Genomic DNA, 21,867 nt, shown 5'->3' with positions numbered 1-21,867 from the left:
CATCGACGGCAGCAGCACGCGGCGACCACAATTTCTGACGGTTCATCAGTATTGAATGTTCGAGACCCTGCGGCTACGTTCCGCGACACCGTAGCCCGACACGAAGGGGTGGTCGCATGGCCGAAGTCAGCGCGGAGGCACACATCCAGGCACCGGCCGAGAAGGTGTGGACCCAACTCACCGACTGGTCGGCGTACGGCGAGTGGAACGCGACCCACACCAGCTTCCCCAAGGGCGGCCCCGAGACCCTGGCGGTGGGCGGGACGTTCCAGGAGAACATGAAGCTGATGGGCTTCCCGGCGGAGGTCGACTGGACCATCGAGGAGCTGGAACCGGCGCGGGTGTTCGCCATCCGCGGCAAGGGTCCGATGGCGGTGACCGTGGCCACCCGCTACACACTCACTCCCGACGGCGAGGCCACGACGGTCCGCATCGACGGCGAGTTCACCGGCGCCGCGGTGTCCCTGATGGCGGGCAAGCTCAAGGACTCGGCGACCGCCGCCCTGAACGAGTCGCTGCGCAAACTGGGCGGACTGGTGGACTGAGCCCGGGCCCGCGCCCTCGCCCGGATCCGAGGACGGACACGCAATGGCGCCCCGCGGAGCCTCCGCGGGGCGCCTCGGTCGCCGTGGGTCTCAGTCCTCGTCGGCGAGGATGAGGTACAGCTTCTTGCGGGCCTCGTTGACGACCGTCAGCGCCTTGTCGCGCTGCTCCTTGGTGCCGGTGTTCCAGACCTGCCCGAAGGCCTGCATCAGACCGAAGCCGGCCTGCCGGATCTCGGTGACGGCCTCCCAGTCGACGCCGCGCGAGGCCTCCTCCCAGGGGGCGTCCGGGCCCTCGTCGGCGGCGCTGCGACCGCTGTCGGTCAGGGAGAACAGTTTCTTGCCGCCCTCGCTCTCGCTGGTGATCAGGCCCTCGTCCTCCAGCAGCTGGAGGGTGGGGTAGACCGAGCCGGGGCTGGGCTTCCACGCGCCGCCACTGCGCTCGGCGATCTCCTGGATCATCTCGTAGCCGTGCATGGGCCGGTCCTTGAGCAGGGCCAGGATCGAGGCGCGCACGTCACCGCGCCGCGCCCTTCCCCGCGGGCCGCCGCGTCCGCGCGGCCCCCAGGGTCCTGGTCCGAAGCCGGGCCCGCCGGGCCCCCATCCGGGACCACCCGGCCCGAAGGGACCGAAGGCGGCACGGCGCCCTTCGAATCCACCGAACGCGCCCCGGCCGTGCCGGCCCGGGCCGTCCTGACGATGTCCACGCTCGAATCCGTGGGTACGCATCGCGATCACTCCATTCCATCGTTGATCAGTCACGTATCAATCGCGTTCCTTACGCGATGCCTCAACGATATATCGGTACCGATTCTATGACAAGCCCCTCCCGGGGATGAGGCATGCGTGCTGGTCAGCTGTCCGTTGCGGCCGGCCGCAACGGACAGCCGGTGCCGACACGGGAGGTGAGATCGGCGCGCAGGGCCGCCAGTTCGGCCATGCGTTCGTCGATGATTCGAATCTTGTCCGCGAGCAGCTGGGACAGCTCCTCGGCGCTGTCGGGGGCATCGCGCAGGTCCGCACCGTGCCGGGCGATCTCCGCGAGCGTGAAGCCGAGGGTCTGTGCGGTGCGGACGTAGTGCAGCCAGGTCAGTGTCTCGGGCGGGAAGTCGCGGTAGCCGTTGGACAGGCGGCGGCCCTCGATCAGCCCGATGCGCTCGTAGAAACGAACGGTGTCCTTGGACAGCCCCGCTCGCGCGGCCAGTTCTCCGATGCGCACGACTCCCCCATCGCTCCCCGGACTTGACCTTGGAGCGTACTCCGCTGTTTAGCGTGAGCCGCGACTCAGCCGAGCCCACCCGAGGAGCCCTCCGTGAGCCTTTCCACCCCCTCCCGCCCGGCCTATCTCCGCCTCGTCCGGTCGAGCGGCTGGTACGACCTGCTGGTCACCGCCGGCTTCGCGACGCCGTGGACGTACGCGCTGGTGCACGACCTGCTGTCGGTGGCCGGGGACGCTGCCGGGCTGGGCACCTTCCCCGCGCCGGACCCGATGCAGACCCTGTACGCCAACCTGATGGGCTCGGTCGTGGTCGTCTGGTCCGTCCTGCGCGTGGTGCGGCCGCTGCCGCTGCACGGCCTCCTCGACGGAGTCGCGCGCACGCTCTTCGCCCTGGGGCAGGCGTACGCGCTGGCACACGGCGGTCCACGCATCCTGTGGCCGTTCCTCGTCGTGGAGGTGGCGTTCGGCGTGGCCCAGCTCGTCCCCTGGGTCGCAGCCGGCCGCGCCGCCGCCGCGAAATCGGTCCAGGGTTCGTGAATTGGCCTTGGCCACCGGCTTTCCCACGGCTCTAGCGTCGGCGCCATGCGCATCCGAATCGTCGACGCCTTCACCGACCGCCCCTTCGCCGGCAACCCGGCCGGAGTCCTGCTCCTGGACGACGCCTTCCCGAATGACGACCGGCTGCAGAACGTGGCCCTCGAGGTGAACCACGCCGAGACGGCCTTCGCCCACCCGCTGCCCGAGAGCGGCGAGGCGGACTGGGCGCTGCGCTGGTTCACGCCCGTCGCCGAGGTCGCGATGTGCGGGCATGCCACCCTTGCCACCGCCCACGTCCTGCACAGCACCGGCGCCCACGAGGGAACGGTCCGGTTCGCCACCCGCAGCGGGGTGCTCACCGCCACGCCCGGTGCGGACGGCTCGATCACCCTGGACTTCCCGACCGCGCCGCTCACCCCGGCCGCGATCCCTGCCGGGGTCGGCGAGGCGCTGGGCGCCGAGCCGGTGGCCGCCCACGACACCGGCCCCTCCGTCGGAGACCTGCTGGTGGAGCTGGCCGACGAGCAGACGGTCCGCGGACTCACCCCCGACCACAAGGCCCTCGGGGTCCACTCCGCGCGCGGCATCATCGCCACCGCCCGCGCCGAGGACCCGTCCCGCGGCTACGACTTCGTCTCCCGCTGCTTCTTCCCGAACGTCGGCATCGACGAGGACCCGGTCACCGGCAGCGCCCACACCGCGCTCGCCCCGTACTGGTCCGCGCGACTGGGCCGGGACGACCTCACCGGTCTGCAGGCCTCCCGCCGCAGCGGGCTGGTCCGCACCGGACTGCGCGGCGACCGCACGCTGCTCACCGGCCGCGCCGTCACGGTGATCGAGGGCGAACTGCTCGCCTGAGCGGGCGGGCCGGTCCTCAGGCCGTCGGCAGCCAGCCCACCTTGCCGGCGAGCACGGCGTAGCCGACGAACGCGCCGATGTCGAGCAGGGAGTGCGCGACGACCAGGGGGCCGACCCGGCCCCAGCGTCGGTACAGCCAGACGAAGACCACGCCCATGACCATGTTGCCGATGAAGCCGCCGACGCCCTGGTAGAGGTGGTACGAGCCGCGCAGGACCGCACTGGCCACCAGCGCGGTCCCCGGGGTCCAGCCCAACTGTCCCAGTCTGCGCAGCAGATAGCCGACGACGATGACCTCTTCGAGGACCGCGTTCTGGACCGCGGAAAGGATCAGCACCGGGTACTTCCACCACACGTCGGGCAACGCCTCGGGCACCACGGTGAGGTTGAAGCCGAGGCCGCGGGCGGCCAGGTAGAAGGCGATTCCGGTACTGCCGATCACGGCCGCGACCCCCGCGCCCCGGCCGAGGTCCGGCCAGGGGCGGGTGCGGTCGAAGCCCAGCGTCCGCAGGCTCCCGCCCTCGCGCAGCAGCAGGTGGGCGACCAGGGCCACGGGGACCAGGGCGCTGGCGATGCCGAAGAGCTGCCAGGCGAGGTCGAGCCAGGGGCGACCGGGCGCGGCCGAGGCGTTGAGGGTGGCCGCCTGATCCTTGAGCCCGCCCGGTTTGGTGACCGACCCGACGAAGCTGATCAGCGCGGACACTCCGCTCGCGCCGAGCGAGAGCCCCAGAACGAGCAGCGTCTCGTCCCGGAAGATCCGCCGCGAGAACCGCTCCCGCGGACAAGCATCGGCCACCGGGTCAGCCACCACGTGCACTCCTGCCGTCGAATCCGGTCATGCGAGGTCACAGCATGCCTGATCGGCCTCCGGAGTGCTTGCCCGGGCGGGGCTCGCCGCATGGACCGGCGGTCCTCAGCCCAGCGGCACCGGCTCGGGCAGCCCCACCGGCCAGGTGTGGACGGGTTCCCCCACCTGCATCAGCTCGGCGTAGCGGCGTGTCGTCGCGGCGAGGGCCGCCTCCCGGCTGAGGCCCTGTTCCAGGGCCCGGTGGAAGGTGGCCGCCTGCCAGGACGCCCCGTTGACCCGGCGTCGGCACCGCTCCTCGATGACGCCCAGGTAGAGATCCCGGTCGGCGGCCTCCACGCCCCACGCGTCGAGGCCCGCCGAGGCCAGCGGCAGCAGCTCGTCACGGACCAGGGTGACCGCGTCGACCTCGCCGGTGCCGCCGTAGCGTCCGCGCCGCGGCCAGACGAAGCGCGCGTCGATGCCGTCCCGGCACGCCGCGTCGAAGTTGGCCTCGGCCGCGGCGAACGGCAGCCGGGTCCACACCGGGCGCGACTCCTCGGCGAGCGCGCGCACCAGGCCGTAGTAGAAGGCCGCGTTGGCGATCACGTCGGTGATGGTGGGCCCGGCCGGCAGCACCCGGTTCTCCACCCTGAGGTGCGGGACGCCGTCCGCTACGTCGTACACGGGCCGGTTCCAGCGGTACACCGTGCCGTTGTGCAGGACGAGTTCGGCCAGCCTGGGTATGCCGCCGGCGTCGAGCACCTCCAGCGGCTCCTCCTCGTCGCAGATCGGCAGCAGGGCCGGGAAGAAGCGCAGGTTCTCCTCGAACAGGTCGTAGGCGGAGGAGATCCAGCGCTCGCCGAACCAGGTGCGCGGCCGCACCCCCTGGGCCTGGAGTTCGGGCGGGCGCGTGTCGGTGGCCTGCAGGAACAGCGGCGGCCGGGACTCACGCCACAGCTCGCGCCCGAACAGGAAGGGCGAGTTGGCGCCGACGGCGATCTGCGCGGCGCACGCCGCCTGCGCCGCGTTCCACACGTCGGCGAAGCGGGCCGGGGTGACCTGGAGGTGCAGCTGTACCGAGGTGCACGCGGCCTCGGGGACGATGGACTTGGAGGTGCAGGTCAGATGCTCCACGCCCGCGATGTCGAGCAGGAAGTCCTCGCCCCGGGCGGCGACGATCTGGTCGTTGAGCAGGGTGTAGCGGTCCACCGCGGAGAGGTTGGCCGAGACCAGGTCGTCACGGCCGAGCGTGGGCAGAATGCCTATCATCACGATTCCGGCGTCCACCTCGCCGGCCTTCCGGTCGGCGTAGGCCAGGGAGGTGCGCAGTTCCTCGGCGAGCCGGTCGAATACCCGGCCACCCAACCGGTGTGGGGCTATGTTCACTTCCAGATTGAACATGGCGAGTTCTGTTTGGAAATCGCGGCTCGCGATGCGCTCGAGTACCTGCCCGTTCAACATTTTCGGCGAGCCGTCGGGGCCGGCGAGATTCAATTCGATCTCCACCCCCATGAGGTTCTTCGGGCGATCGAACCGCTTCTCGACCAGCAGCCGCTCCAGTCCCGCCAGACACTTTCGGAGCTTTTCGCGGTAGCGCTGGCGATCGGACAGATCGAACCGCCCCGCCACGACCTTCTCCCCCATCGAAGTGTCCCTCCTCGGATGGGCGCGCCGCAGATCCGGCCGCCGGGGTCCCGGGTCAGGTGGGATGATGCCCAGCCGAAGCGATCGATAACGTCTCCTGCGGGCCCGGCACCCGCTACTCTGTCGGAATGTTCCCTGCGGCACATTCACGAGGCATGCCGCACCACGCACCTTCGGGTGCCCAGATCGTCTCGTGAAAAACGCCGACGACATTCGGCCGACCGCAGTGATGGTGTATTCCGAGGTCAGCAGCGCGGCCCAGGCGGGAACCCGGGATGATGAGCGCGAATCATCGGCCGAATGACACCTTGCCCGGCCCACCGGAATGCGATAGACGAAACTTCGTCTGAACACGTGTCGTATAAACTTCGCGATGAAGGCCTAAGGTTGGGGCCCGCGGTCCCGGTTCCCGTCGTGTTTCTGCCGTCAAGGTGATGGACGGCAGGCCTCAGCCGTACCCTCGTTCACCGATCCGGGCCCCATCTCTCAGGCCACCCGTGAGCAGACAGCGCCGTCCGCCCCACCCTCCTCGCGCCGCCGCGCCTGTCGAACGAGAGGCGACCCACCATGCCGCTGCACGTGCCCCCTGCCCCCGCGCCCGCCCTGCGCTCCGTCCTCACGGCCCTCGGTTCCCCCACCGCGGTCCGCGAGGCCAAAACCCCCTCCCTGCGCGCCGCACAGGGACCCGCGACACCCGAACTGCCGCTGCCCGTACATGTGTTGGACCGAATCACCGCGCAGGGCCTGTCCGCGACCCGGCTGGCCGGATGGCGCTTCCTGATCCGCTGCGGCGACCGCGCGGTGGCCGCGGCCGACACCATGCTGACCCCGGACGGCTGGGCCTTCTCGCACTTCTTCGAGGGCCCCTACGTCGTCTCCACCGAGCGGGCCGTGCAGCAGGCCGAGGCGCTGCAGCAGCCGTACCAGCCGCGCCTGTTGTCGGTACCCGGCCTGTACATGCTCACCCTGTGGCTGCACGGCGAGGTCGCCGCCGACGCCGCCGAGGGCCATCCGGCCGCCACCGACCTGCTGATACCACTGGCCCCGGCACCCCCCGGCATCTCCGCCCACCGGGCCCACCGGGTCTCCGAGTTGCTTCCGGTGCTGACCCACCGGGCGACCCCGGTCCCGCTGCTCGGCTCGCACGCCTGACGGCTCCCGCGTACCCCGCTACCCGGAAGGGAAGCGGGGTACGCCTGTTTGTTCCGGGATACGGATACTTTTCCGCGGCGGCGGAGGCCAGAGGGAATAGAATGCGCTCGTACGAGCAATTACCCGCTCCTACGAGCCGAGAAGGAATCTCTTCCGTCCGGACTAGCCCTATCCGGCCCCCCAGAACCACCCAAAGGGACAGTGCAGTTGAAATGAACCGTCCGCGCGGGTGACGCGTCATGAACCTGTGAGAAGCGGTGCCGCGAAATCCCTGCGGAATGACGCCCAGAGGGCAACACTGGGTTCCGACCGACAATCACCACGGGGGACGGACATGACCACGACAGAGCGAGAGATCCCACCCATGTGCCAGCACCAGCCGCCGTGTCCCACCGCAGAGTCCGCCGACCGGGAGTCCGCCCGTCACGTGGCGCACCACCCGGAGCAGGGGTGGAGCCTGCTGTGCAACGGCGTCCTGCTCTTCGAGGACACAGGTGAGCTGCTGCCCGACGGCCGCGTCATCGCCCCGCACCGCCCGCTCGGTGCGGACCGGGTGATGACCGCCGCCTAGCAGCACCCCGGGCGGTCCGCTGTACCGCCCGGTGACCCCAAGGGGCCGGCCGCACACGCATGGTGCGCACCGGCCCCGGCGTGTCTCCGTGGGTGGCTACTGCCCGTAGCCGGGTGCTGTCGCAGCGCCTCCCGCAGTGCGGAGCAGGCCGGCTTCGGGTTCAACTGCTCGTCCCACGGCAGGGGCGCCCCCGCGCCCGGGAACAAGGCCGGGATCCAGGGCGTCGCTCTTCGGGCCGACGGCCTCGATGTTGTAGTCGTTGAGGTGGAGCCGGGCGTGCGGGTCGGCCTGGTGGGCCCAGCGCAGCGCGTCGGCGTTGCGGCGTTGCAGCCGGGGCGCGCTGCCGAGGATCTTCGTGTAGGCGCAGTCGGTGAGTTCGGGGTTGTCGGTGGCGCTGCCGAAGTACCGGCCGTGCCGCTGCGCGAGGTCGGCGAGGGTGGGCTGCCGCTCGTGGGCCTGGGCGGCGGGGGCCGGTGGCGAGGCCGGCGGCCACCAGGACACCGACGAGTCCGCGGCGCCTCATGGGCATGGTGCGACTCCTGTTTCTCGAAGGGTGTGCTCAGCCCTTGGTCGCGCCGGCGGTGAGGCCCCCGACGAGCTGGCGCTCGGCGACCGAGTAGAAGGCGAGGGCAGGCACCATGGCGAGCACGAGATAGGCGAAGACGCGGGCGTACTCCGTCGAGTACTGGCCCTGGAACTGCTGGACGCCGATGGGCAGGGTCCACCACTTCGAGTCGGTGAACACCAGCAGCGGCAGGAAGAAGTTGTTCCAGCTGGTGACCACGGCGAGGACGGATACGGTGCCGAGCGCGGGCCGCGCCATGGGCAGCAGCACCCGCCAGAAGAACCCGAAGGAGCTGCAGCCGTCGAGGGTGGCCGCCTCCTCCAGCTCGCCGGGGATGTCCCTGAAGAAGCCGCGCAGGATGATGATCGTCATAGGCAGCCCGAAGGCGGCCTGCGGAAGGATCACGCCCAGCGGGTTGTCCAGCAGGTCCAGGTGGCGCAGCAGCAGGAACAGCGGCAGGGCGGCCACGGCGAAGGGGAACATCAGCCCCATCGTGAAGACGGTGAACAGCACCTCCCGCCCGCGGAAGGCGAACCGGGCGAAGGAGAAGGCCGCGAGCGCGGACACGGCGACCACGAGCACGGTCGTGCCCACCGCGATCAGCGTGCTGTTGCCGACCAGCCGCCAGAAGTCGCCCGAGCCGAGGATGCCGGTGTAGTTGCCGGTCAGCCAGTGCTCGGGCAGTCCGAACGGGTTGCTGGAGAGTTCGTCGGTGGACTTGAAGCCCGAGAGGACGGCGTACACCAGGGGTACGGCCATCACCGCGCCGACGGCCACGAGGATCATGTGCAGGGGCAGGGTCCTTGCGGTCTTCCGGTTCACTTGCCGTCTCCCCTCATCGTCGTGGTGGCGCCTTCGAGGTCGCGGCGCAGCACGAACCGCTGGTAGGCGAGGGCGAAGACCAGGCAGATGCCGAACATGACCACGCTGATCGCGCCGGCGTAGCCGACCTGGTAGCGCTTGAAGCCGTACTGGAACATGGTCACGGCCATCGTCTCGGAGTGGTGGTCGGGGCCGCCCTGGGTGACCACCCACACCAGGTCGAACAGCTGGATGGACCCGATGACGGACAGGAAGACGCTGATGCGCAGGGTGGGCGCGAGCAGCGGCAGGGTGACGTTGCGGAAGCGCTGCCAGGGGCCGGCGCCGTCGATCAGCGCCGCCTCCGTCAACTCGGCCGGGACGGCCTGGAGTCCGGCCAGGTAGAGCATCATGTGGAAGCCGAAGTACTTCCACGTCATGACGAGGAAGAGGGTCGCCATGACGGAGGAGGGGTCGGCGAACCACTCCCCACCCAGACCGTCCAGGCCGATGCCGCCGAGGACGTGGTCGGCGAGTCCGTCGTCCGGGGCGAAGACCATGCTGAACAGCACGCCGGTGATGGCCTCGGACAGGACGTACGGCGCGAAGAACAGCATCCGGTACACGGCCCGCCCGCGCAGCCGCTGGTTGAGCGCCACGGCCATGGCGAGCGCGAAGGGCAGTTGCAGGGCGAGCGACAGGACGACCAGGACCAGGCAGCGCCACAGGTCGCCCAGGAAGACCGGGTCCTGGAAGAGCCGGGTGAAGTTGTCCGTGCCCGTGTAGTCGGAGGGCATGCCGAAGCCGCCCCAGCGGAAGAAAGCGGCGTACAGCGCGAACAGCATCGGGAGCAGCACCAGCGCGATGAACAGCACCAGTGCGGGCACCTGGAAGCCGATCGCGGTGAGCCAGTTCAGGGTGCGCCGCCGCGCCCGCCCCCGGGCCGCAGATGCGGCCGGGGACGGCAGGGCGACATCGGGACCCGACCGCTTGTCCGGGAGAAAGGGGGAGGTCATCGCCGCCTACTGCTCTTCCTTCGCGGTCCTGGTGATCGACTGCGCGACCTGCTCAGGGGACTTGGAGCCGGCGATGAGCGCGGCGACGCTGTCGTTGACCTCCTGGCCGACGGCGGGCGCGTACGCCTGGTCGAGGTAGAGCTGGAAGCCGGTGGCGCCCGTCAACTGGGCCTGCACGGCCTTGGTGTTGGGGTCGGTGAGGGCGCTCGCGGCGGCCGGTACCACGGGGAGGACACCGGTCTTCTTGACGAGTTCGACGTCGGTGGCCTCGGAGGCGAAGAACTCCAGGAAGTCCACGGCCGCCTGCGGGGCCCCTCTGCGCAGGGCGTGCCCGCCGCCACCGCCGAACACCTCGGTGATGGTGCCCTTGCCGCCCTCGACCGCGGGGAACGGGAAGAAGCCGAGGTTCGCGCCGAGTCCCTTGCCCGCGTCGGCCTCCACGACCGGGGCCCACTGGCCCATGAGTTCCATGGCCGCCTTGCCGTTGCCGACGGTCGCGGCCTGTCCGGTGGGCGTGGAGTACGCGGCGCCGAGGAAGCCCTTCTGGAACGGCTGGAGCGCGACGAGGTCCTTGAGGTGCTGTCCGGCCTCGACGAATCCGGACCCGGTGAAGTCCTGGGCGTCGTAGGCCTTCTGCAGGGCGTCGACGCCTGCGGTGCGCATCGCGAGGTAGGCCCAGTAGTACATCCCGGGCCACTTCTCCTTACCGGCGAGGGCCAGAGGGGTGATGCCCTTGGCCTTCAGCCTGCGTACGGCGTCCAGGAAGCCGCTCCAGGTGGTCGGGGGCGTGCTGATCCCAGCCTGCTTGAAGAGAGCCTCGTTGTACCAGAAGCCGATCATGCCCATGTCGAACGGGATGCCGTACACCTTGGCGTCGAGGAGGTACGGCTGCTTGGCCACCTCCTGGAGCCCGCCCGCCCACGGCTTGGTGCGGTCGGTGAGGTCCTCGACCAGACCCGCGTCGACCTGCTGTCTGAGCACACCGCCGCCCCAGGTGTGGAAGATGTCCGGCAGCTTCCCGGATGCGGTCAGGGCGGTCATCTTCGACTTGTAGGCGTCGTTCTCCAGCTGGACGATCTTCACCTTCACCCTGGGGTTCTGGGCCTCGAACTTCTTGGCAAGGCTGGCCCAGACGGTCCTGGTCGGCTCCGTGGTCGAGATGTTCCACCACTCGATCGTGGTCGTCCCCGAGGACGACCCTCCGTCCGAGTCGCCGCCGCAGCCGGTGAGTGCGGTCGCACCGAGACCGGCGGCGACGGAGGCCGCCAGGAAGCCGCGGCGGGACAGTGCAGGGTCGCCCATCATGCGCTCCTTCGAAACTTTCGGAGTTGCTTCGGAGAGGGTCCCGACAAGAAAAAGCGGGCCCACCGCATGCCGACGGATCGTTGACCGCATTCCGGCGGGCCGAAACATTCGACTCAAGCTCCGAACGTTCCGAACGGCGACTCTAGGAAGGCGTGTGGGGAGCGTCAAGGTGTCGTGCACGAGCCGATGGGCTCGTAGTCGAACCAGTCGAAGGCCGCGCGTCCCTGGGTGACGTACATGCCGAGGACACGGCCGGTGAACCCGCCGGCCACCTCGGTGGAGACATAGCGGCCGTCCAGTTCGGCCAGCCGGACGGACCCTTCGGAAGTTTCGACCGAGAAGGCGACGGTGTCGGGTCCGGTCAGCGGTGCCGGCTGCCCGGTCGCGCGGATGTCGACGGCCAGGGTGACCGGGCCCGCGGGCACCGGGTGTTCGGCGATCCGCTGCCGCACCGGGCCGATCCGCAGGACCACGGCCGCCACTCCCCCGGCCACTTCGAGGTCGTAGTGATGGGCCTCGTCCAGGCGCACGGACAGCCCGGCCCTCGACGACGGTCCGGGTTCCATCAGCACGGCGGCCCGGCAGTCGTGGTGCTGCTGGCGGCGGCCGACGAGCGTGTGCCCGGGCCGGTCGAGGCTGTCACCGGTGGCCGTCAGCGTCAGCCGGCCCGGCTGCTCGTCCAGGGACCAGCAGCCGTCGGGCCGGCGGTGCGGGGACACCCAGTGCGGAGCGAGAGCCCGGTCGGTGAAGTCGTCCCGGACGGGCGTGGGCCGGCGGGGCGCCCAGGCCGCCGGCGCCGGGTGCCGCTCCCGCACCGGCCCCACCCGGGGCCAGCCGTCCGCCCACTCCACCGGTACCAGGAAGGTCTCCCGGCCGAGGACATGGAACTCCGGGAAGTAGCCGCGCGGCCGGGTGCCCAGCAGCACCATCCACCAGCCGCCGTCGGCCGCCTGGACGAGATCGGCGTGGCCGGTGGACTGGACGGGCAGGCCGGTGCCGCGGTGGGACAGCAGCGGGTTGCCGGGCGCCGGTTCCCAGGGGCCGCGGGGTGAGCGGGCGCGGGCGGCCGCGACGCCGTGGCCGAGCGCGGTGCCGCCCTCGGCGAGCAACAGGTACCACCAGTCGCCGATCCGGTACAGGTGCGGCGCCTCGGGGTCTTTGTACCCGGTGCCGGACCACATCGGCAGCGGTCCTTCGAGCACCTTCCCGGTCCGCGGATCGATGCGGGCCACCGTGACCCCGGCCATGGCGCACCAGCACCGGCCCTCCTCGTCCCAGGCGAGGTCGGGGTCGATGCCGGGCAGGTCGATCCACACCGGGTCCGACCACGGACCCTCGGGACGTTCGGCGGTGACGAGGAAGGTGCCTCCGGCACCCACGGCGGTGGTGACGACGTGGAAGAGCCCCTCGTGGTGCCTGATGGTCGGCGCGTAGACACCGCCGGAGGCCGGTACGTCGTCGGGCAGCGCCAACTGCCCGGGCCGGTCGAGGACGTTGCCGATCTGACGCCAGTGCACCAGGTCCCGGCTGTGGAACAGCGGGAGGCCGGGGAAGTACGCGAAGCTGGAGCAGACCAGGTAGTAGTCGTCCCCCACGCGGCACACGCTCGGGTCGGGGTGGAAGCCGGGGATGACGGGGTTGTCGTACGTCAGCATGTACGCCTCACAAGGTGTCGAAAGTTTCGAACCTGGCGGCGAATTTTACTGACAGCCTACGGTGGGGCTCAGGAGAACGGAGCGGCAACAAGGCCCGGGCGGGCCGGTCGGCGAGGGAGGGAAGACCGGTCCGCCCGGGAGTCCGGTGCGCGGCGTAGCGATGCCGGACGGGGTGGTGTCAGACGCCCACGTCCCGGCTGCTCAGGTCGGCCAGCGACTCGCGGCGGACCAGCAGGCGGGCTCGGCCCGCGTGCACGGCGACGACGGGTGGGCGGCCGACCAGGTTGTAGGCGGAGGCCATGGCGAGCTGGTACGCGCCGGCCACGGGGACCGCGAGCAGGTCGCCGGGGTGTACGTCGGCGGGGAGTTCGGCCTCGGCGAGGACGTCACCGGCCTCGCAGTGCCGGCCCACGACGGTCACCGGGGCCAGGGGCGCGGTGACCGGCCGACCGATCAGGCGGGGCGCGTAGCGGACGCCGTACAGGGCGGGCCGCGGGTTGTCGCTCATGCCGCCGTCGACCGCCACGAAGGTGTGGTCGCCGGTGCGTTTGACGGCGAGGACGTGGTAGACGGCGATGCCGGCCGGGCCGGCGATCGCACGGCCGGGCTCGATGATCAGGCGAGGTACCGGCAGGCCGGACGCCGCGCAGGCCGCGATGAGTTCGGCGCGGACCCTGCGGGCCAGGACGGCCGGGTCGAGGGCCGGTTCGCCGGGACGGTACGCGATGCCGTGGCCGCCGCCGAGGTCGAGTTCGGGCAGGACGAGGCCGTGCTGGTCGCGCAGCCGGGCGAGCAGGCCGACCATGCGGCGCACGGCGGTGACGTACGGCTTCACGCTGGTGATCTGTGAGCCCAAGTGGCAGTGCAGGCCCATGAGGTGCAGCTGCGGCTGGTCGAGTATGCGGGCGATGGCGTGCTGGGCGTGACCGTCGGAGAGGGAGAGGCCGAACTGCTGGTCCTCGGTGCCCGTGCGGATCTTCTCGTGCCCGCCCGCGGCGACTCCGGGCACCACCCGGACCAGCACCTGCTGCCGGCCGTCGGGCCCGAGGGCGGCGGCCAGCCGGGCGATCTCCACAGGGCTGTCGATCACGATCCGGCCCACGCCGAGACGCAGCGCCGTCTCCAGGTCGCGCGGCGACTTGGCGTTGCCGTGCAGCACGATCCGCTCGGGCGGGAACCCGGCGGTGACCGCAAGCTCCAGCTCACCGGCCGAGCAGACGTCGAGGCCCAGCCCCTCCTCGTCCGTCCAGCGGACCATGGCCCGGCACAGGAACGCCTTGGCCGCGTACAGGACTTCGGCGTCGGGGAAGGCCTGCCGGTAGGTACGGCAGCGCTCGCGCACCTCGCCCTCGTCGAGGACGTAGACGGGAGTGCCGAACCGGTCCGCGACCTCGGCGAGCGGGACACCGCCGACGGCCAGGTCGCCGGGGTGGGGCTCGGTGGCGGAGGCGGGCCAGACGGAGAGGCCGGCGGGGGCGGCGGGTGCCGTGGTGACGGCGGCTTCGTGCAGGGTGGTCATCGGGTGCTCCCCTCCGTGACCCGGACGGCCGGAGACGGCACGGTCGGCGCCGCGGGTGCGGGGGCCGGGGCCGGGGCCGGGGCCGAGAGCGTCGGGTCGACGGTGACGGTGGTGGCGCCGAGCGGGGCGCTCAGCGCGCGCAGCGCGGGCTCGGCGAGCCGGATCCACGGCTGGTCGGGGCCGAGCGTGCCCGCCAGCCGGCGGACGGAGGTGAAGGCGACGGCCGTGCGGTCGCCGAGCGGGGTGCGGAACAGGCGGGCCACGCACCCGGCGGGTCCCGGCCGGACGGGGACGAACAGGGGTCCGGCCGGGGTGCGTTCGGAAGGCTCCGGGTCGTCACCGCAGACGAGTTCGGTCATGGGTTGCCTCCTGGGTACAGCTCGGTGGTCTTGAGTGCCCCGGACGCGGGGAGGCGGACCGGGGCTGTCTCGACGCTATGCCCGACCGGGCCGGTGCTCCGACGTCTCATGACGCGTTGCTGACGCGGAACGGGACGACGCTGACGGGATGCTGACGGGGGCGGACGCCTCGGCGGCCGGGGCCGTCAGGGACCTGCCAGGAAAGGGGTTCGCCGGCTGGTCGAATCGCCTGCACGGGAGTGGGATGGGAGGGAGGCCCTGCGCACGGGCCCACCCGCGGGGGTCGCCCGCGGGCATGCGCGAGAAAACGGTGGAGTCATGTCCGGTTACGACGCCTCGGTGGCCGCCCGTGTGGTGGTCGGCGTGAGCGGTTCTCTGGGCAGCGTCACGGCCCTGCGCCGGGCCACGGCGCTTGCCCGGCGCCTGGGAGCGGAGCTGTGGCCGGTGCTGGCCTGGGAGCCGCCCGGCGGCGATCCCGCCGCACGCCGCTCCCCCGCTGCCGGTCTGCTGGTCGAGGAGTGGCAGCGGCTGGCCAAGCAGCGGCTGGCCTCCGTGCTCGACGAGATCTTCGGCGAGGACGGGCCGGGGGTGCCGATGCACGCCGTCATCGTCCGCGGCACACCGGGCAGGGTGCTGGTGGCGACCGCCGACCGTGAGGACGACGTCCTGGTCGTCGGGGCCGGCCGGCGCGGCCTGCAGCGCGCCTTCTCCGGTCGGGTCTCCCGGCACTGCCTCACGCACGCGGGCTGCCCGGTCCTCGCGGTGCCGCCGTCGCCGCTGGAGTCCGACCTGGTGGCGGTCCACCGCCGCAACGCATGGCATCTGCGCATGGACACCAGGGGCCTGTGAGGGATGGCCGACGGGGGCCCGGCGCTGCGGGCGCGTCAACAGACCCCGTCGTGCCGTCAGGTTCCCGTCAACGAACGGCACAGCCAGGTCCCACCCGGCCCGCTCGTCTCTACCGTCGAACCCATGGAGCATCGCGACGACGCCCGCCCCGAGGTGACGGCACCGCACCCGCACGGCACCGGTCCGGTCGCGTACGACCGCCAGTACGCCCCGGACCTCCTCAGCTCGGTCCGCTGCGCGGCCGTACTGCTCGGCCTGCTCCTGCTCGTCGACCTGGTGGCCGGCACGCTCAGCTGGTGGCGCTCGGCCCTGTGGGTCTCGCTGGCCCTGCTCCTCTTCCTGGTGCTGGTGCCCGCCCGCGTCTCGGCCGGCGAGGGCTGGCTGGCCTCCCGTCGCCTGCTGCGCACCCGCCGGGTCCGCACCGACCTGCTGGTCGCGGTGCGCCCGCTGGGCGGCGTCGCCCAGCGGCTGGTCCTGCGCGACGCGTTCGGCAGCCGGGTCGAGATCGACCCCGACGTCCTGCTCCACAACCCCGACCTCTGGTACCACCTCGCCGAGGCAGCCCGCACCGCCCAGAGGTCCGGCACCCTCCTCTGCGGCACCACGGCCCTGCGGCACCTGGCAGAACGCATCGACCGCGAAACGGCCCGGACGGTGTTCAGGACGTCGGGCCTGGACTAGGGCCTGTCCGGCGGATCATGCCGGAATCGCTGGGGGCTGGCACACCCTCCCCCGGAGGGGGTACGGCCAGCCGCGTTGTCGTCACTCGCCGACTCCCCCACGCTCGGCTGCGCTCGCACGGAGGGACCCCCATCGCGTCGCCGCCCTCCCCGCCTTGCAGCTGCACGCACCAGACCCCGCTCACCTGCGCTGATGAGTCACCGCTCGCTGAAGCCGGCCTGATCCGCCGGACAGGCCCTAGGCGTATCGACCCCGGGCGGCCGTGACGGGCGGCTGTCCGCCCCCTCCCCGTCGAGCGGGCCCAGGCCGACCCCGTACCTGCACCCGCACCCGCACCCGCACCCGCACCCCACGCCGGAGGCCCCCTGGTTGCGGCTGCGATTCCCGTTCGGGCGGAGCAGCATGGAGGGAGTGTGTCGTGCGCGATGACGCTCGGTGTCCGGACTTCCGTATGACGCTCGGTGTTCAGTATTCCGTCGTACGGCTGCCCTCCCCCATACAGCCCAACACGCCCCATCGGCCTCCGGGCCTCCCACTCTTGATGCGTCACCTTGCCCCGTCGGGTCTTTCTTAACGCAAGATTGACGCCCCGGCGCCCCGGATGCGCGGGCCCAGGCGTCACTCTCTGCTTACGCTGGTGCCGCCGTCCGCGTGATGGCCTGAATCAGCTGAGCCGCACACCAGGAGCACGCCGATGGCCACGACCGAGCACCCTCCTCCCAGTCGCCTGCGCACCTGGATGCTGGAGGGGCTGTCCGACATGAGCAAGAGCGGTCATGCCGGACCCGCGGCCGAGCCGGAGCCCGCGCACAAAGGCCAGCGCTGGTGGCGCGTGATGTGCCTGACCGGCGTCGACTACTTCTCCACCCTCGGCTACCAGCCGGGCATCGCGGCCCTGGCGGCCGGTCTGCTGTCGCCCGTCGCGACCATCGTGCTCGTCATAGTCACCCTGGCCGGCGCCCTGCCGGTCTACCGCCGGGTGGCCGAGGAGAGCCCCCACGGCGAGGGCTCCATCGCGATGCTGGAGCGGCTGCTCTCCTTCTGGCAGGGCAAGCTGTTCGTCCTCACCCTGCTGGGCTTCGCGGCCACCGACTTCCTGATCACCATCACCCTCTCCGCCGCCGACGCCTCCACCCACCTCGTGGAGAACCCGCACCTCACCAGCACGCTCCACGACCATCAGGTGCTGATCACCCTCTTCCTGGTGGCCCTGCTCGGCGCGGTGTTCCTCAAGGGCTTCCTGGAGGCCATCGGCGTCGCCGTCGCCCTGGTCGGCATCTACCTCACGCTCAACCTCGTCGTCGTGATCGTCGGCCTGTATCACGTCGTCACCGCCGGGCACGTGATCACCGACTGGACCAGCGCGCTGACCACGGAACACGGCAACGTCTTCGTCATGATCGGCGTGGCCCTGATCGTCTTCCCGAAGCTCGCCCTCGGCCTGTCCGGCTTCGAGACCGGCGTCGCCGTCATGCCGCACGTCCAGGGCGACGACGACGACACCGAGGAGCGCCCGACCGGCCGGATCCGGGACACCAAGAAGCTGCTGACCACCGCCGCCCTGATCATGAGCGTCTTCCTGATCACCACCAGCTTCATCACCACGCTGCTGATCCCGGCGGACGAGTTCAAGTCCGGCGGCCAGGCCAACGGCCGTGCGCTCGCCTATCTCGCGCACGAGTACCTGGGCGGAGCCTTCGGCACGGTCTACGACGTCTCGACCATCGCCATCCTGTGGTTCGCCGGCGCCTCCGCCATGGCCGGCCTGCTCAACCTCATGCCGCGGTACCTGCCCCGCTACGGCATGGCCCCGCACTGGGCACGTGCCGTCCGCCCGATGGTCATCGTCTTCACGCTCATCGCCTTCCTGGTCACCTGGATCTTCGACGCCGACGTCGACGCACAGGGCGGCGCCTACGCCACCGGCGTGCTGGTGCTCATCAGCTCCGCCGCGATCGCGGTGACCATCGCCGCCCGCAAGGCGGGCCAGCACGGCTGGACCATCACCTTCGCGATCATCTCCGTGGTGTTCCTGTACACGACCGTCGTGAACGTCATCGAGCGCCCCGACGGTGTGAAGATCGGCGCCTGCTTCATCATCGGCATCATCCTGGTCTCGCTGCTGTCCCGGCTGGCCCGCGCGTTCGAACTCCGCGTGACCAGCGTGACGATGGATCCGATGGCGGAACGATTCGTCAGGGATATGGCCAGCCGCAAGATCCGGTTCATCGCCAACGAGCCCGATCAGCGAGACAAGGCCGAGTACCGCGACAAGATCGAGCAGATCCGGGCCGACAACGAGATGCCCGAGCAGGAGGACTTCGTCTTCGTCGAGGTCACGGTCACCGACCCCTCCGAGTTCGAGGCCGGCCTGACCGTACGCGGCGAGGTCCTGCACAACCGCTACCGCGTCCTGACCCTGGAATCCGCCTCCATCCCCAACGCCCTCGCCGCGCTCCTCCTCCACGTCCGGGACGTGACGGGCTGCACGCCGCACATCTACTTCGAGTGGACCGAGGGCAGCCCGTTCGCCAACTTCCTGCGCTTCTTCCTGTTCGGGCAGGGCGAGGTCGCCCCGGTCACCCGCGAGGTCCTGCGCGAGGCGGAACCTGACCGCGCCCGGCGCCCCCGCGTCCACACCGGCTGAGGCGAACGCCGCCGGACCGGAAGACGGCGGGCGCCGCAGGCCCCTCGGCAGGAGTACGGCTTGCGCCTCAGCCCGTCGCCGTGCTCCTGCCGAACAGCCGCCGCGGCGGCCGCACCTCCAGCCGGCCCATGCTCAGCCGCCCGTGTATCTCCACACGCAGCACGACCGATGTCCCGGGCTCCCCGGCGGGCCGCACCTTGGTCTTGCCGTAGCCGATCACCAGGGAGTCGGTGTCCACGACCACGCCGGGCCGGGTGATCAGCCGAAGGGTGCCGCCGCACAGGTCCACGTCGATGTGGAGGGTGTCGTGGGTGATCACCGCCTGGGTGAGATCGAGGGTCACATCGCCCCATTGCGACCGGATCTCCATCCGGCGCGGGACCGACCAGCCCGCGCCACGCGTGGCCGAGGAGCCCTGCTGCTCGATGCGGACGATGTCCTTGACCGGCGCCGCCCCGGCCCCGTCCGGCAGGTCGGCCGTCAGGTCCGCGAGTTCGCCGAGAGTGCGGGCGGACAGGGCTGCCGCCACCCGCTCCTCGTGCTCCTCGGCGGTGAGCCGACCGTCCCCCGCGGCGGCCGTCACCGCGTCGACCACGCGGTCCCGGTCCGCGTGGGAGGCTCGCAGCCCGGACGGCACATCCGTACGCAGCAGTTCGGCCGACATACCTTCACCCCGATTCAGACGCCCCCGCAGGGAACCCGCCATCACACACTAACGCTATATCGCGTTATACCCAACGGCCAACCCCGTGTCCTTGGTTCCCCGGCCGTGGCCCTATCGTGACCCGCATGCAGTCCTACACGATCGGCCAGGCGGCTCGGCTGCTCGGCGTGAGCCCCGACACCACCCGCCGCTGGGCCGACGCGGGCCGGGTGGCCACCCATCGCGACGAGGCTGGGCGACGGCTCATCGACGGCAAGGACCTCGCCGCGTTCTCGGTCGAACTGGCCAAGGCGGGCGGCGGTGAGGAGGACGCCTCCTACACCTCGGTCCGCAACGCCTTCCCGGGTATCGTCACGGCCATCAAGCTCGGCGACGTCGCCGCCCAGGTGGAGATCCAGGCGGGCCCGCACCGGCTGGTCTCCCTGCTGACCCGGGAGGCCGTGGAGGAACTGGGCCTGGAGGTCGGCATGGAGGCCACCGCGCGCGTGAAGTCCACGAACGTGCACATCGACCGCGCCTGAGACCACCGCCGAGACCACCTCCGGGACCACGCCGGAGACCACCTCGGTGGCCGCGTCCGAACCAGCCCAGGTCGAGGGCGGGGCCCCCAGGCGCTCGGCGCCACGCTCGTCGAGCAGGTGCGGCTGGACGAGCGGGGCGCGGTGGACACCGCCTCCTTCCGCCGCTACCGGCTCGCCCAGTACGCCGACGTGCCGCGCACCGAGGTGCACTGCATGGAGACGGCCGACGCCATCGGTCCGCTGGGCGCCAAGTCGATGAGCGAGAGTCCCTGCACCCCGGTCGCTCCTGCCCTGGCCGACGCTCTGCGGGACCCGACGGGCGAACGGTTCACGGAGCTGCCGCTGCCGCGCGACCGGGTGCGGCCGGCGCTGGACCGTCGAAGCCGTAGCCCCCGTCCACCCGGATCGCCGTGATCCCGCTGATGTGCCGGGCCCCGCAGCGGTCCTGCGGCAGCACCAGCTGGGGGCCGGCCGCGTCCAGCGGGGTGCCGTCGATCGTGACGGCGAGCAGCACGGGCGCGTCGGCGAAGTCGGGGTCGATCTCGGCCCAGGACAGCAGAGCGTGATGGCCGTCGGTGCCGGTGACGGCGATGAGGAAGCGCAGCCGGTCCTTGCGCCGGACCGGGTCGAAGCCGGGCCCCGCATCGGCGAGTACGTCGTACAGGCGTGGTCCGGCGAACCGGTGGTGCTGGATGCCGCTGGTCGCGCACTCGAAGCTGACGTCCGCCCGGTGCTGCGGCCAGCCGAGCAGATCCGGCACGGTCAGCCGGGCCGGTCGAACGAGATCGCCGGTCAGGGCGAGTTCTGTGAGCGTCACCTGCGACCACCTCCCGCAGAACCGTACCCCTGCGTGAGCGCCGTACAAACGCACATGCAAGCTCTACGTCACAACTTCGCAGCTCATGCGATACGACAGGAGACTTCCACCTGGCAGATGCGGCAGAATCATCGCCGCACGGCCGATGCCCGGCCGCGGCAGGGCGCGACAGTTGTTCCACAGAACCCGAGGAGTAGACCGTGATGACCCGTTCCGTGCGCCGGACCCGGCGGATGCTGCAGCTGGCCGGTGCGGGAGCCGCCGCCCTGATGGCACTGAGCGCCTGCTCCTCCTCCGACGACTCGTCGACCACCAAGGCGGACCCGTCCGCCTCCGGCTCCCCGAAGCTGTCCGGCACGGTCACCGTGTTCGCTGCCGCCTCCCTCAAGGAGAGCTTCACGACCCTGGGCCAGGAGTTCGAGAAGGCGCACCCCGGCACCAAGGTCAGCTTCAACTTCGGCGGCAGCGACACCCTCGCCGCGAGCATCACCAGCGGTGCCCCGGCGGACGTGTTCGCCGCGGCCAGCCCCAAGACCATGAAGATCGTCACCGACAAGCAGGACGCGACCGGCACCCCGGCCACGTTCGTCCGCAACCAGCTGGAGATCGCCACCCTGCCGGGCAACCCCGACAAGGTGTCCTCCCTGAAGGACCTCACCAAGTCCGGTCTGAAGGTCGTCCTGTGCGACAAGACCGTGCCGTGCGGCGCCGCCGCGCAGAAGGCCCTGGACGCCAGCAAGCTGAAGCTCACCCCGGTCTCCTACGAGCAGGACGTCAAGAGCGCCCTGACGAAGGTCGAGCTGAAGGAGGCCGACGCCGCGGTGGTCTACAAGACCGATGTGAAGGCGGCGGGTGACAAGGTGGAGGGCGTGGAGTTCCCCGAGTCGGCCAAGGCCATCAACGCGTACCCGATCGCGCTGCTGAAGAACGCTCAGAACACCGAGGCGGCCAAGGCGTTCATCGAGCTGGTGCAGTCCGCCGAAGGCCAGAAGGTCCTGACCGGGGCCGGGTTCCTCAAGCCGTGACCTCGCTCCACAAGACCGGCGCCGCGGCCGACCCCCCCACGGGTGGGCCGCGGCGCCGTCGCGTCCGCACGGGAGCTGGTGCAGCCGGTATTCGCTCGACGCGAGGAGTCCGCATGTACGCGCGCGCAGGCGC

General features: G+C 71.1%; 22 protein-coding genes and 2 pseudogenes. 11 read left to right on the top strand and 13 right to left on the bottom strand.

What is annotated here, in order from left to right; translation table 11 throughout:
- Positions 1–116 precede the first annotated feature (116 nt).
- The gene (locus tag ABZ471_RS18815; protein ID WP_359067876.1) at positions 117–545 is read left to right on the top strand and encodes an SRPBCC family protein; all 429 of its coding nucleotides are present in this window, start codon (positions 117–119) and stop codon (positions 543–545) included.
- Positions 546–635: 90 nt separating this feature from the next.
- Here the strand turns inward: ABZ471_RS18815 and ABZ471_RS18810 are convergent, their stop codons facing one another.
- Both ABZ471_RS18810 and ABZ471_RS18805 read right to left on the bottom strand, forming a co-directional pair.
- Entirely contained in the window at positions 636–1,271 is a 636-nt protein-coding gene (locus ABZ471_RS18810; RefSeq protein WP_359067874.1) for a PadR family transcriptional regulator, read from the bottom strand.
- Between the two features lie 124 nt (positions 1,272–1,395).
- Positions 1,396–1,761: a MerR family transcriptional regulator gene (locus tag ABZ471_RS18805; protein ID WP_359067872.1), complete on the bottom strand. Its 366-nt coding sequence runs from the start codon at positions 1,759–1,761 to the stop codon at positions 1,396–1,398.
- Between the two features lie 93 nt (positions 1,762–1,854).
- On the opposite strand from ABZ471_RS18805, the gene ABZ471_RS18800 reads away from it, so the two are divergent.
- The gene (locus tag ABZ471_RS18800; RefSeq protein WP_359067870.1) at positions 1,855–2,298 is read left to right on the top strand and encodes a hypothetical protein; all 444 of its coding nucleotides are present in this window, start codon (positions 1,855–1,857) and stop codon (positions 2,296–2,298) included.
- A 45-nt stretch (positions 2,299–2,343) separates the two neighbouring features.
- On the top strand, positions 2,344–3,156 hold the full coding sequence (locus ABZ471_RS18795; protein ID WP_359067868.1) for a PhzF family phenazine biosynthesis protein: 813 nt from the start codon (positions 2,344–2,346) through the stop codon (positions 3,154–3,156).
- A gap of 16 nt (positions 3,157–3,172) precedes the next feature.
- Here the strand turns inward: ABZ471_RS18795 and ABZ471_RS18790 are convergent, their stop codons facing one another.
- Positions 3,173–3,967 carry a type II CAAX endopeptidase family protein gene (locus tag ABZ471_RS18790; RefSeq protein ID WP_359067866.1) on the bottom strand — a complete coding sequence of 265 codons (795 nt, stop codon included), beginning with the start codon at positions 3,965–3,967 and terminating at the stop codon, positions 3,173–3,175.
- 102 nt (positions 3,968–4,069) lie between these two features.
- On the bottom strand, positions 4,070–5,587 hold the full coding sequence (locus tag ABZ471_RS18785; protein ID WP_359067864.1) for a glutamate--cysteine ligase: 1,518 nt from the start codon (positions 5,585–5,587) through the stop codon (positions 4,070–4,072).
- Between the two features lie 567 nt (positions 5,588–6,154).
- Here ABZ471_RS18785 and ABZ471_RS18780 point away from each other — a divergent pair.
- Together ABZ471_RS18780 and ABZ471_RS18775 are read left to right on the top strand one after the other, a co-directional pair.
- Positions 6,155–6,739 carry a hypothetical protein gene (locus ABZ471_RS18780; RefSeq protein WP_359067862.1) on the top strand — a complete coding sequence of 195 codons (585 nt, stop codon included), beginning with the start codon at positions 6,155–6,157 and terminating at the stop codon, positions 6,737–6,739.
- Positions 6,740–7,103: 364 nt separating this feature from the next.
- Positions 7,104–7,310, top strand: coding sequence for a DUF5999 family protein (locus ABZ471_RS18775; RefSeq protein ID WP_359067949.1), 207 nt, complete (start codon positions 7,104–7,106; stop codon positions 7,308–7,310).
- A gap of 122 nt (positions 7,311–7,432) precedes the next feature.
- Here ABZ471_RS18775 and ABZ471_RS18770 read toward each other — a convergent pair.
- The 7 genes and pseudogenes from ABZ471_RS18770 to ABZ471_RS18740 all read right to left on the bottom strand — a co-directional run.
- Positions 7,433–7,839, bottom strand: a pseudogene (locus tag ABZ471_RS18770) (hypothetical protein); the annotation flags it as partial.
- A 30-nt stretch (positions 7,840–7,869) separates the two neighbouring features.
- On the bottom strand, positions 7,870–8,661 hold the full coding sequence (locus ABZ471_RS18765; protein WP_359067948.1) for a carbohydrate ABC transporter permease: 792 nt from the start codon (positions 8,659–8,661) through the stop codon (positions 7,870–7,872).
- A gap of 32 nt (positions 8,662–8,693) precedes the next feature.
- Positions 8,694–9,692 carry a sugar ABC transporter permease gene (locus tag ABZ471_RS18760; RefSeq protein WP_359067860.1) on the bottom strand — a complete coding sequence of 333 codons (999 nt, stop codon included), beginning with the start codon at positions 9,690–9,692 and terminating at the stop codon, positions 8,694–8,696.
- A gap of 6 nt (positions 9,693–9,698) precedes the next feature.
- The gene (locus ABZ471_RS18755) at positions 9,699–10,994 is read right to left on the bottom strand and encodes an extracellular solute-binding protein (RefSeq protein WP_359067947.1); all 1,296 of its coding nucleotides are present in this window, start codon (positions 10,992–10,994) and stop codon (positions 9,699–9,701) included.
- A gap of 167 nt (positions 10,995–11,161) precedes the next feature.
- A complete protein-coding gene (locus ABZ471_RS18750) occupies positions 11,162–12,652 on the bottom strand; it encodes a glycoside hydrolase family 43 protein (RefSeq protein WP_359067858.1) in 1,491 nt (496 codons plus the stop codon).
- A gap of 178 nt (positions 12,653–12,830) precedes the next feature.
- Positions 12,831–14,171, bottom strand: a complete 1,341-nt coding sequence (lysA, locus tag ABZ471_RS18745; protein ID WP_359067856.1) for a diaminopimelate decarboxylase — start codon at positions 14,169–14,171, stop codon at positions 12,831–12,833.
- The gene (locus ABZ471_RS18740) at positions 14,168–14,530 is read right to left on the bottom strand and encodes an SAV_915 family protein (protein ID WP_359067854.1); all 363 of its coding nucleotides are present in this window, start codon (positions 14,528–14,530) and stop codon (positions 14,168–14,170) included. The genes lysA and ABZ471_RS18740 overlap by 4 nt, the downstream gene beginning before the upstream one ends.
- A 318-nt stretch (positions 14,531–14,848) precedes the next feature.
- On the opposite strand from ABZ471_RS18740, the gene ABZ471_RS18735 reads away from it, so the two are divergent.
- The 3 genes from ABZ471_RS18735 to ABZ471_RS18725 all read left to right on the top strand — a co-directional run bounded on the left by ABZ471_RS18735 (position 14,849) and on the right by ABZ471_RS18725 (position 18,707).
- Positions 14,849–15,379, top strand: a complete 531-nt coding sequence (locus ABZ471_RS18735; protein ID WP_359067852.1) for a universal stress protein — start codon at positions 14,849–14,851, stop codon at positions 15,377–15,379.
- Between the two features lie 123 nt (positions 15,380–15,502).
- Entirely contained in the window at positions 15,503–16,060 is a 558-nt protein-coding gene (locus ABZ471_RS18730; protein ID WP_359067850.1) for a hypothetical protein, read from the top strand.
- A 694-nt stretch (positions 16,061–16,754) separates the two neighbouring features.
- Complete coding sequence (locus tag ABZ471_RS18725) at positions 16,755–18,707, top strand: amino acid transporter (protein WP_359067848.1); 1,953 nt, start codon at positions 16,755–16,757, stop codon at positions 18,705–18,707.
- Between the two features lie 67 nt (positions 18,708–18,774).
- On the opposite strand, the gene ABZ471_RS18720 is transcribed toward ABZ471_RS18725, so the two are convergent.
- A complete protein-coding gene (locus ABZ471_RS18720) occupies positions 18,775–19,371 on the bottom strand; it encodes a DUF1707 domain-containing protein (RefSeq protein WP_359067846.1) in 597 nt (198 codons plus the stop codon).
- 125 nt (positions 19,372–19,496) lie between these two features.
- Here ABZ471_RS18720 and ABZ471_RS18715 point away from each other — a divergent pair, with 125 nt between their 5' ends.
- Both ABZ471_RS18715 and ABZ471_RS18710 read left to right on the top strand, forming a co-directional pair.
- Positions 19,497–19,892 carry a helix-turn-helix transcriptional regulator gene (locus ABZ471_RS18715; protein WP_359067844.1) on the top strand — a complete coding sequence of 132 codons (396 nt, stop codon included), beginning with the start codon at positions 19,497–19,499 and terminating at the stop codon, positions 19,890–19,892.
- Positions 19,893–19,979: 87 nt separating this feature from the next.
- Positions 19,980–20,306, top strand: a pseudogene (locus ABZ471_RS18710) (aldehyde oxidase); the annotation flags it as partial.
- Here the strand turns inward: ABZ471_RS18710 and ABZ471_RS18705 are convergent.
- Positions 20,221–20,709 (bottom strand): molybdopterin-dependent oxidoreductase, encoded by a 489-nt coding sequence (locus tag ABZ471_RS18705; protein ID WP_359067842.1) that lies wholly within the window; start codon positions 20,707–20,709, stop codon positions 20,221–20,223. The pseudogene ABZ471_RS18710 and the gene ABZ471_RS18705 overlap by 86 nt on opposite strands.
- 203 nt (positions 20,710–20,912) lie before the next feature.
- Between ABZ471_RS18705 and modA the strand changes: the two genes are divergently transcribed.
- Positions 20,913–21,734: a molybdate ABC transporter substrate-binding protein gene (modA, locus tag ABZ471_RS18700; RefSeq protein WP_359067840.1), complete on the top strand. Its 822-nt coding sequence runs from the start codon at positions 20,913–20,915 to the stop codon at positions 21,732–21,734.
- Positions 21,735–21,867 lie beyond the last annotated feature (133 nt).

It is taken from the genome of Streptomyces sp. NPDC005728, from assembly GCF_040630895.1.
In the GTDB taxonomy this organism is placed as follows: Bacteria; Actinomycetota; Actinomycetes; order Streptomycetales; family Streptomycetaceae; genus Streptomyces.
Note: the sequence above shows the minus strand (reverse complement) of the source record. Positions and strands in the feature narration are given on the sequence as shown.

What these genes read in the sequence shown, in the direction of transcription:
- ABZ471_RS18815 (WP_359067876.1), top strand. Translation starts at nt 117, where the DNA reads ATGGCCGAAGTCAGCGCGGAGGCACACATCCAGGCACCGGCCGAGAAG.
- ABZ471_RS18810 (WP_359067874.1), bottom strand. Translation starts at nt 1,271, where the DNA reads ATGCGTACCCACGGATTCGAGCGTGGACATCGTCAGGACGGCCCGGGC.
- ABZ471_RS18795 (WP_359067868.1), top strand. Translation starts at nt 2,344, where the DNA reads ATGCGCATCCGAATCGTCGACGCCTTCACCGACCGCCCCTTCGCCGGC.
- ABZ471_RS18785 (WP_359067864.1), bottom strand. Translation starts at nt 5,587, where the DNA reads ATGGGGGAGAAGGTCGTGGCGGGGCGGTTCGATCTGTCCGATCGCCAG.
- ABZ471_RS18780 (WP_359067862.1), top strand. Translation starts at nt 6,155, where the DNA reads ATGCCGCTGCACGTGCCCCCTGCCCCCGCGCCCGCCCTGCGCTCCGTC.
- ABZ471_RS18775 (WP_359067949.1), top strand. Translation starts at nt 7,104, where the DNA reads ATGTGCCAGCACCAGCCGCCGTGTCCCACCGCAGAGTCCGCCGACCGG.
- ABZ471_RS18765 (WP_359067948.1), bottom strand. Translation starts at nt 8,661, where the DNA reads ATGATCCTCGTGGCCGTCGGCGCGGTGATGGCCGTACCCCTGGTGTAC.
- ABZ471_RS18760 (WP_359067860.1), bottom strand. Translation starts at nt 9,692, where the DNA reads ATGACCTCCCCCTTTCTCCCGGACAAGCGGTCGGGTCCCGATGTCGCC.
- ABZ471_RS18755 (WP_359067947.1), bottom strand. Translation starts at nt 10,994, where the DNA reads ATGGGCGACCCTGCACTGTCCCGCCGCGGCTTCCTGGCGGCCTCCGTC.
- ABZ471_RS18750 (WP_359067858.1), bottom strand. Translation starts at nt 12,652, where the DNA reads ATGCTGACGTACGACAACCCCGTCATCCCCGGCTTCCACCCCGACCCG.
- lysA (WP_359067856.1), bottom strand. Translation starts at nt 14,171, where the DNA reads ATGACCACCCTGCACGAAGCCGCCGTCACCACGGCACCCGCCGCCCCC.
- ABZ471_RS18740 (WP_359067854.1), bottom strand. Translation starts at nt 14,530, where the DNA reads ATGACCGAACTCGTCTGCGGTGACGACCCGGAGCCTTCCGAACGCACC.
- ABZ471_RS18735 (WP_359067852.1), top strand. Translation starts at nt 14,849, where the DNA reads ATGTCCGGTTACGACGCCTCGGTGGCCGCCCGTGTGGTGGTCGGCGTG.
- ABZ471_RS18730 (WP_359067850.1), top strand. Translation starts at nt 15,503, where the DNA reads ATGGAGCATCGCGACGACGCCCGCCCCGAGGTGACGGCACCGCACCCG.
- ABZ471_RS18725 (WP_359067848.1), top strand. Translation starts at nt 16,755, where the DNA reads ATGGCCACGACCGAGCACCCTCCTCCCAGTCGCCTGCGCACCTGGATG.
- ABZ471_RS18720 (WP_359067846.1), bottom strand. Translation starts at nt 19,371, where the DNA reads ATGTCGGCCGAACTGCTGCGTACGGATGTGCCGTCCGGGCTGCGAGCC.
- ABZ471_RS18715 (WP_359067844.1), top strand. Translation starts at nt 19,497, where the DNA reads ATGCAGTCCTACACGATCGGCCAGGCGGCTCGGCTGCTCGGCGTGAGC.
- modA (WP_359067840.1), top strand. Translation starts at nt 20,913, where the DNA reads ATGACCCGTTCCGTGCGCCGGACCCGGCGGATGCTGCAGCTGGCCGGT.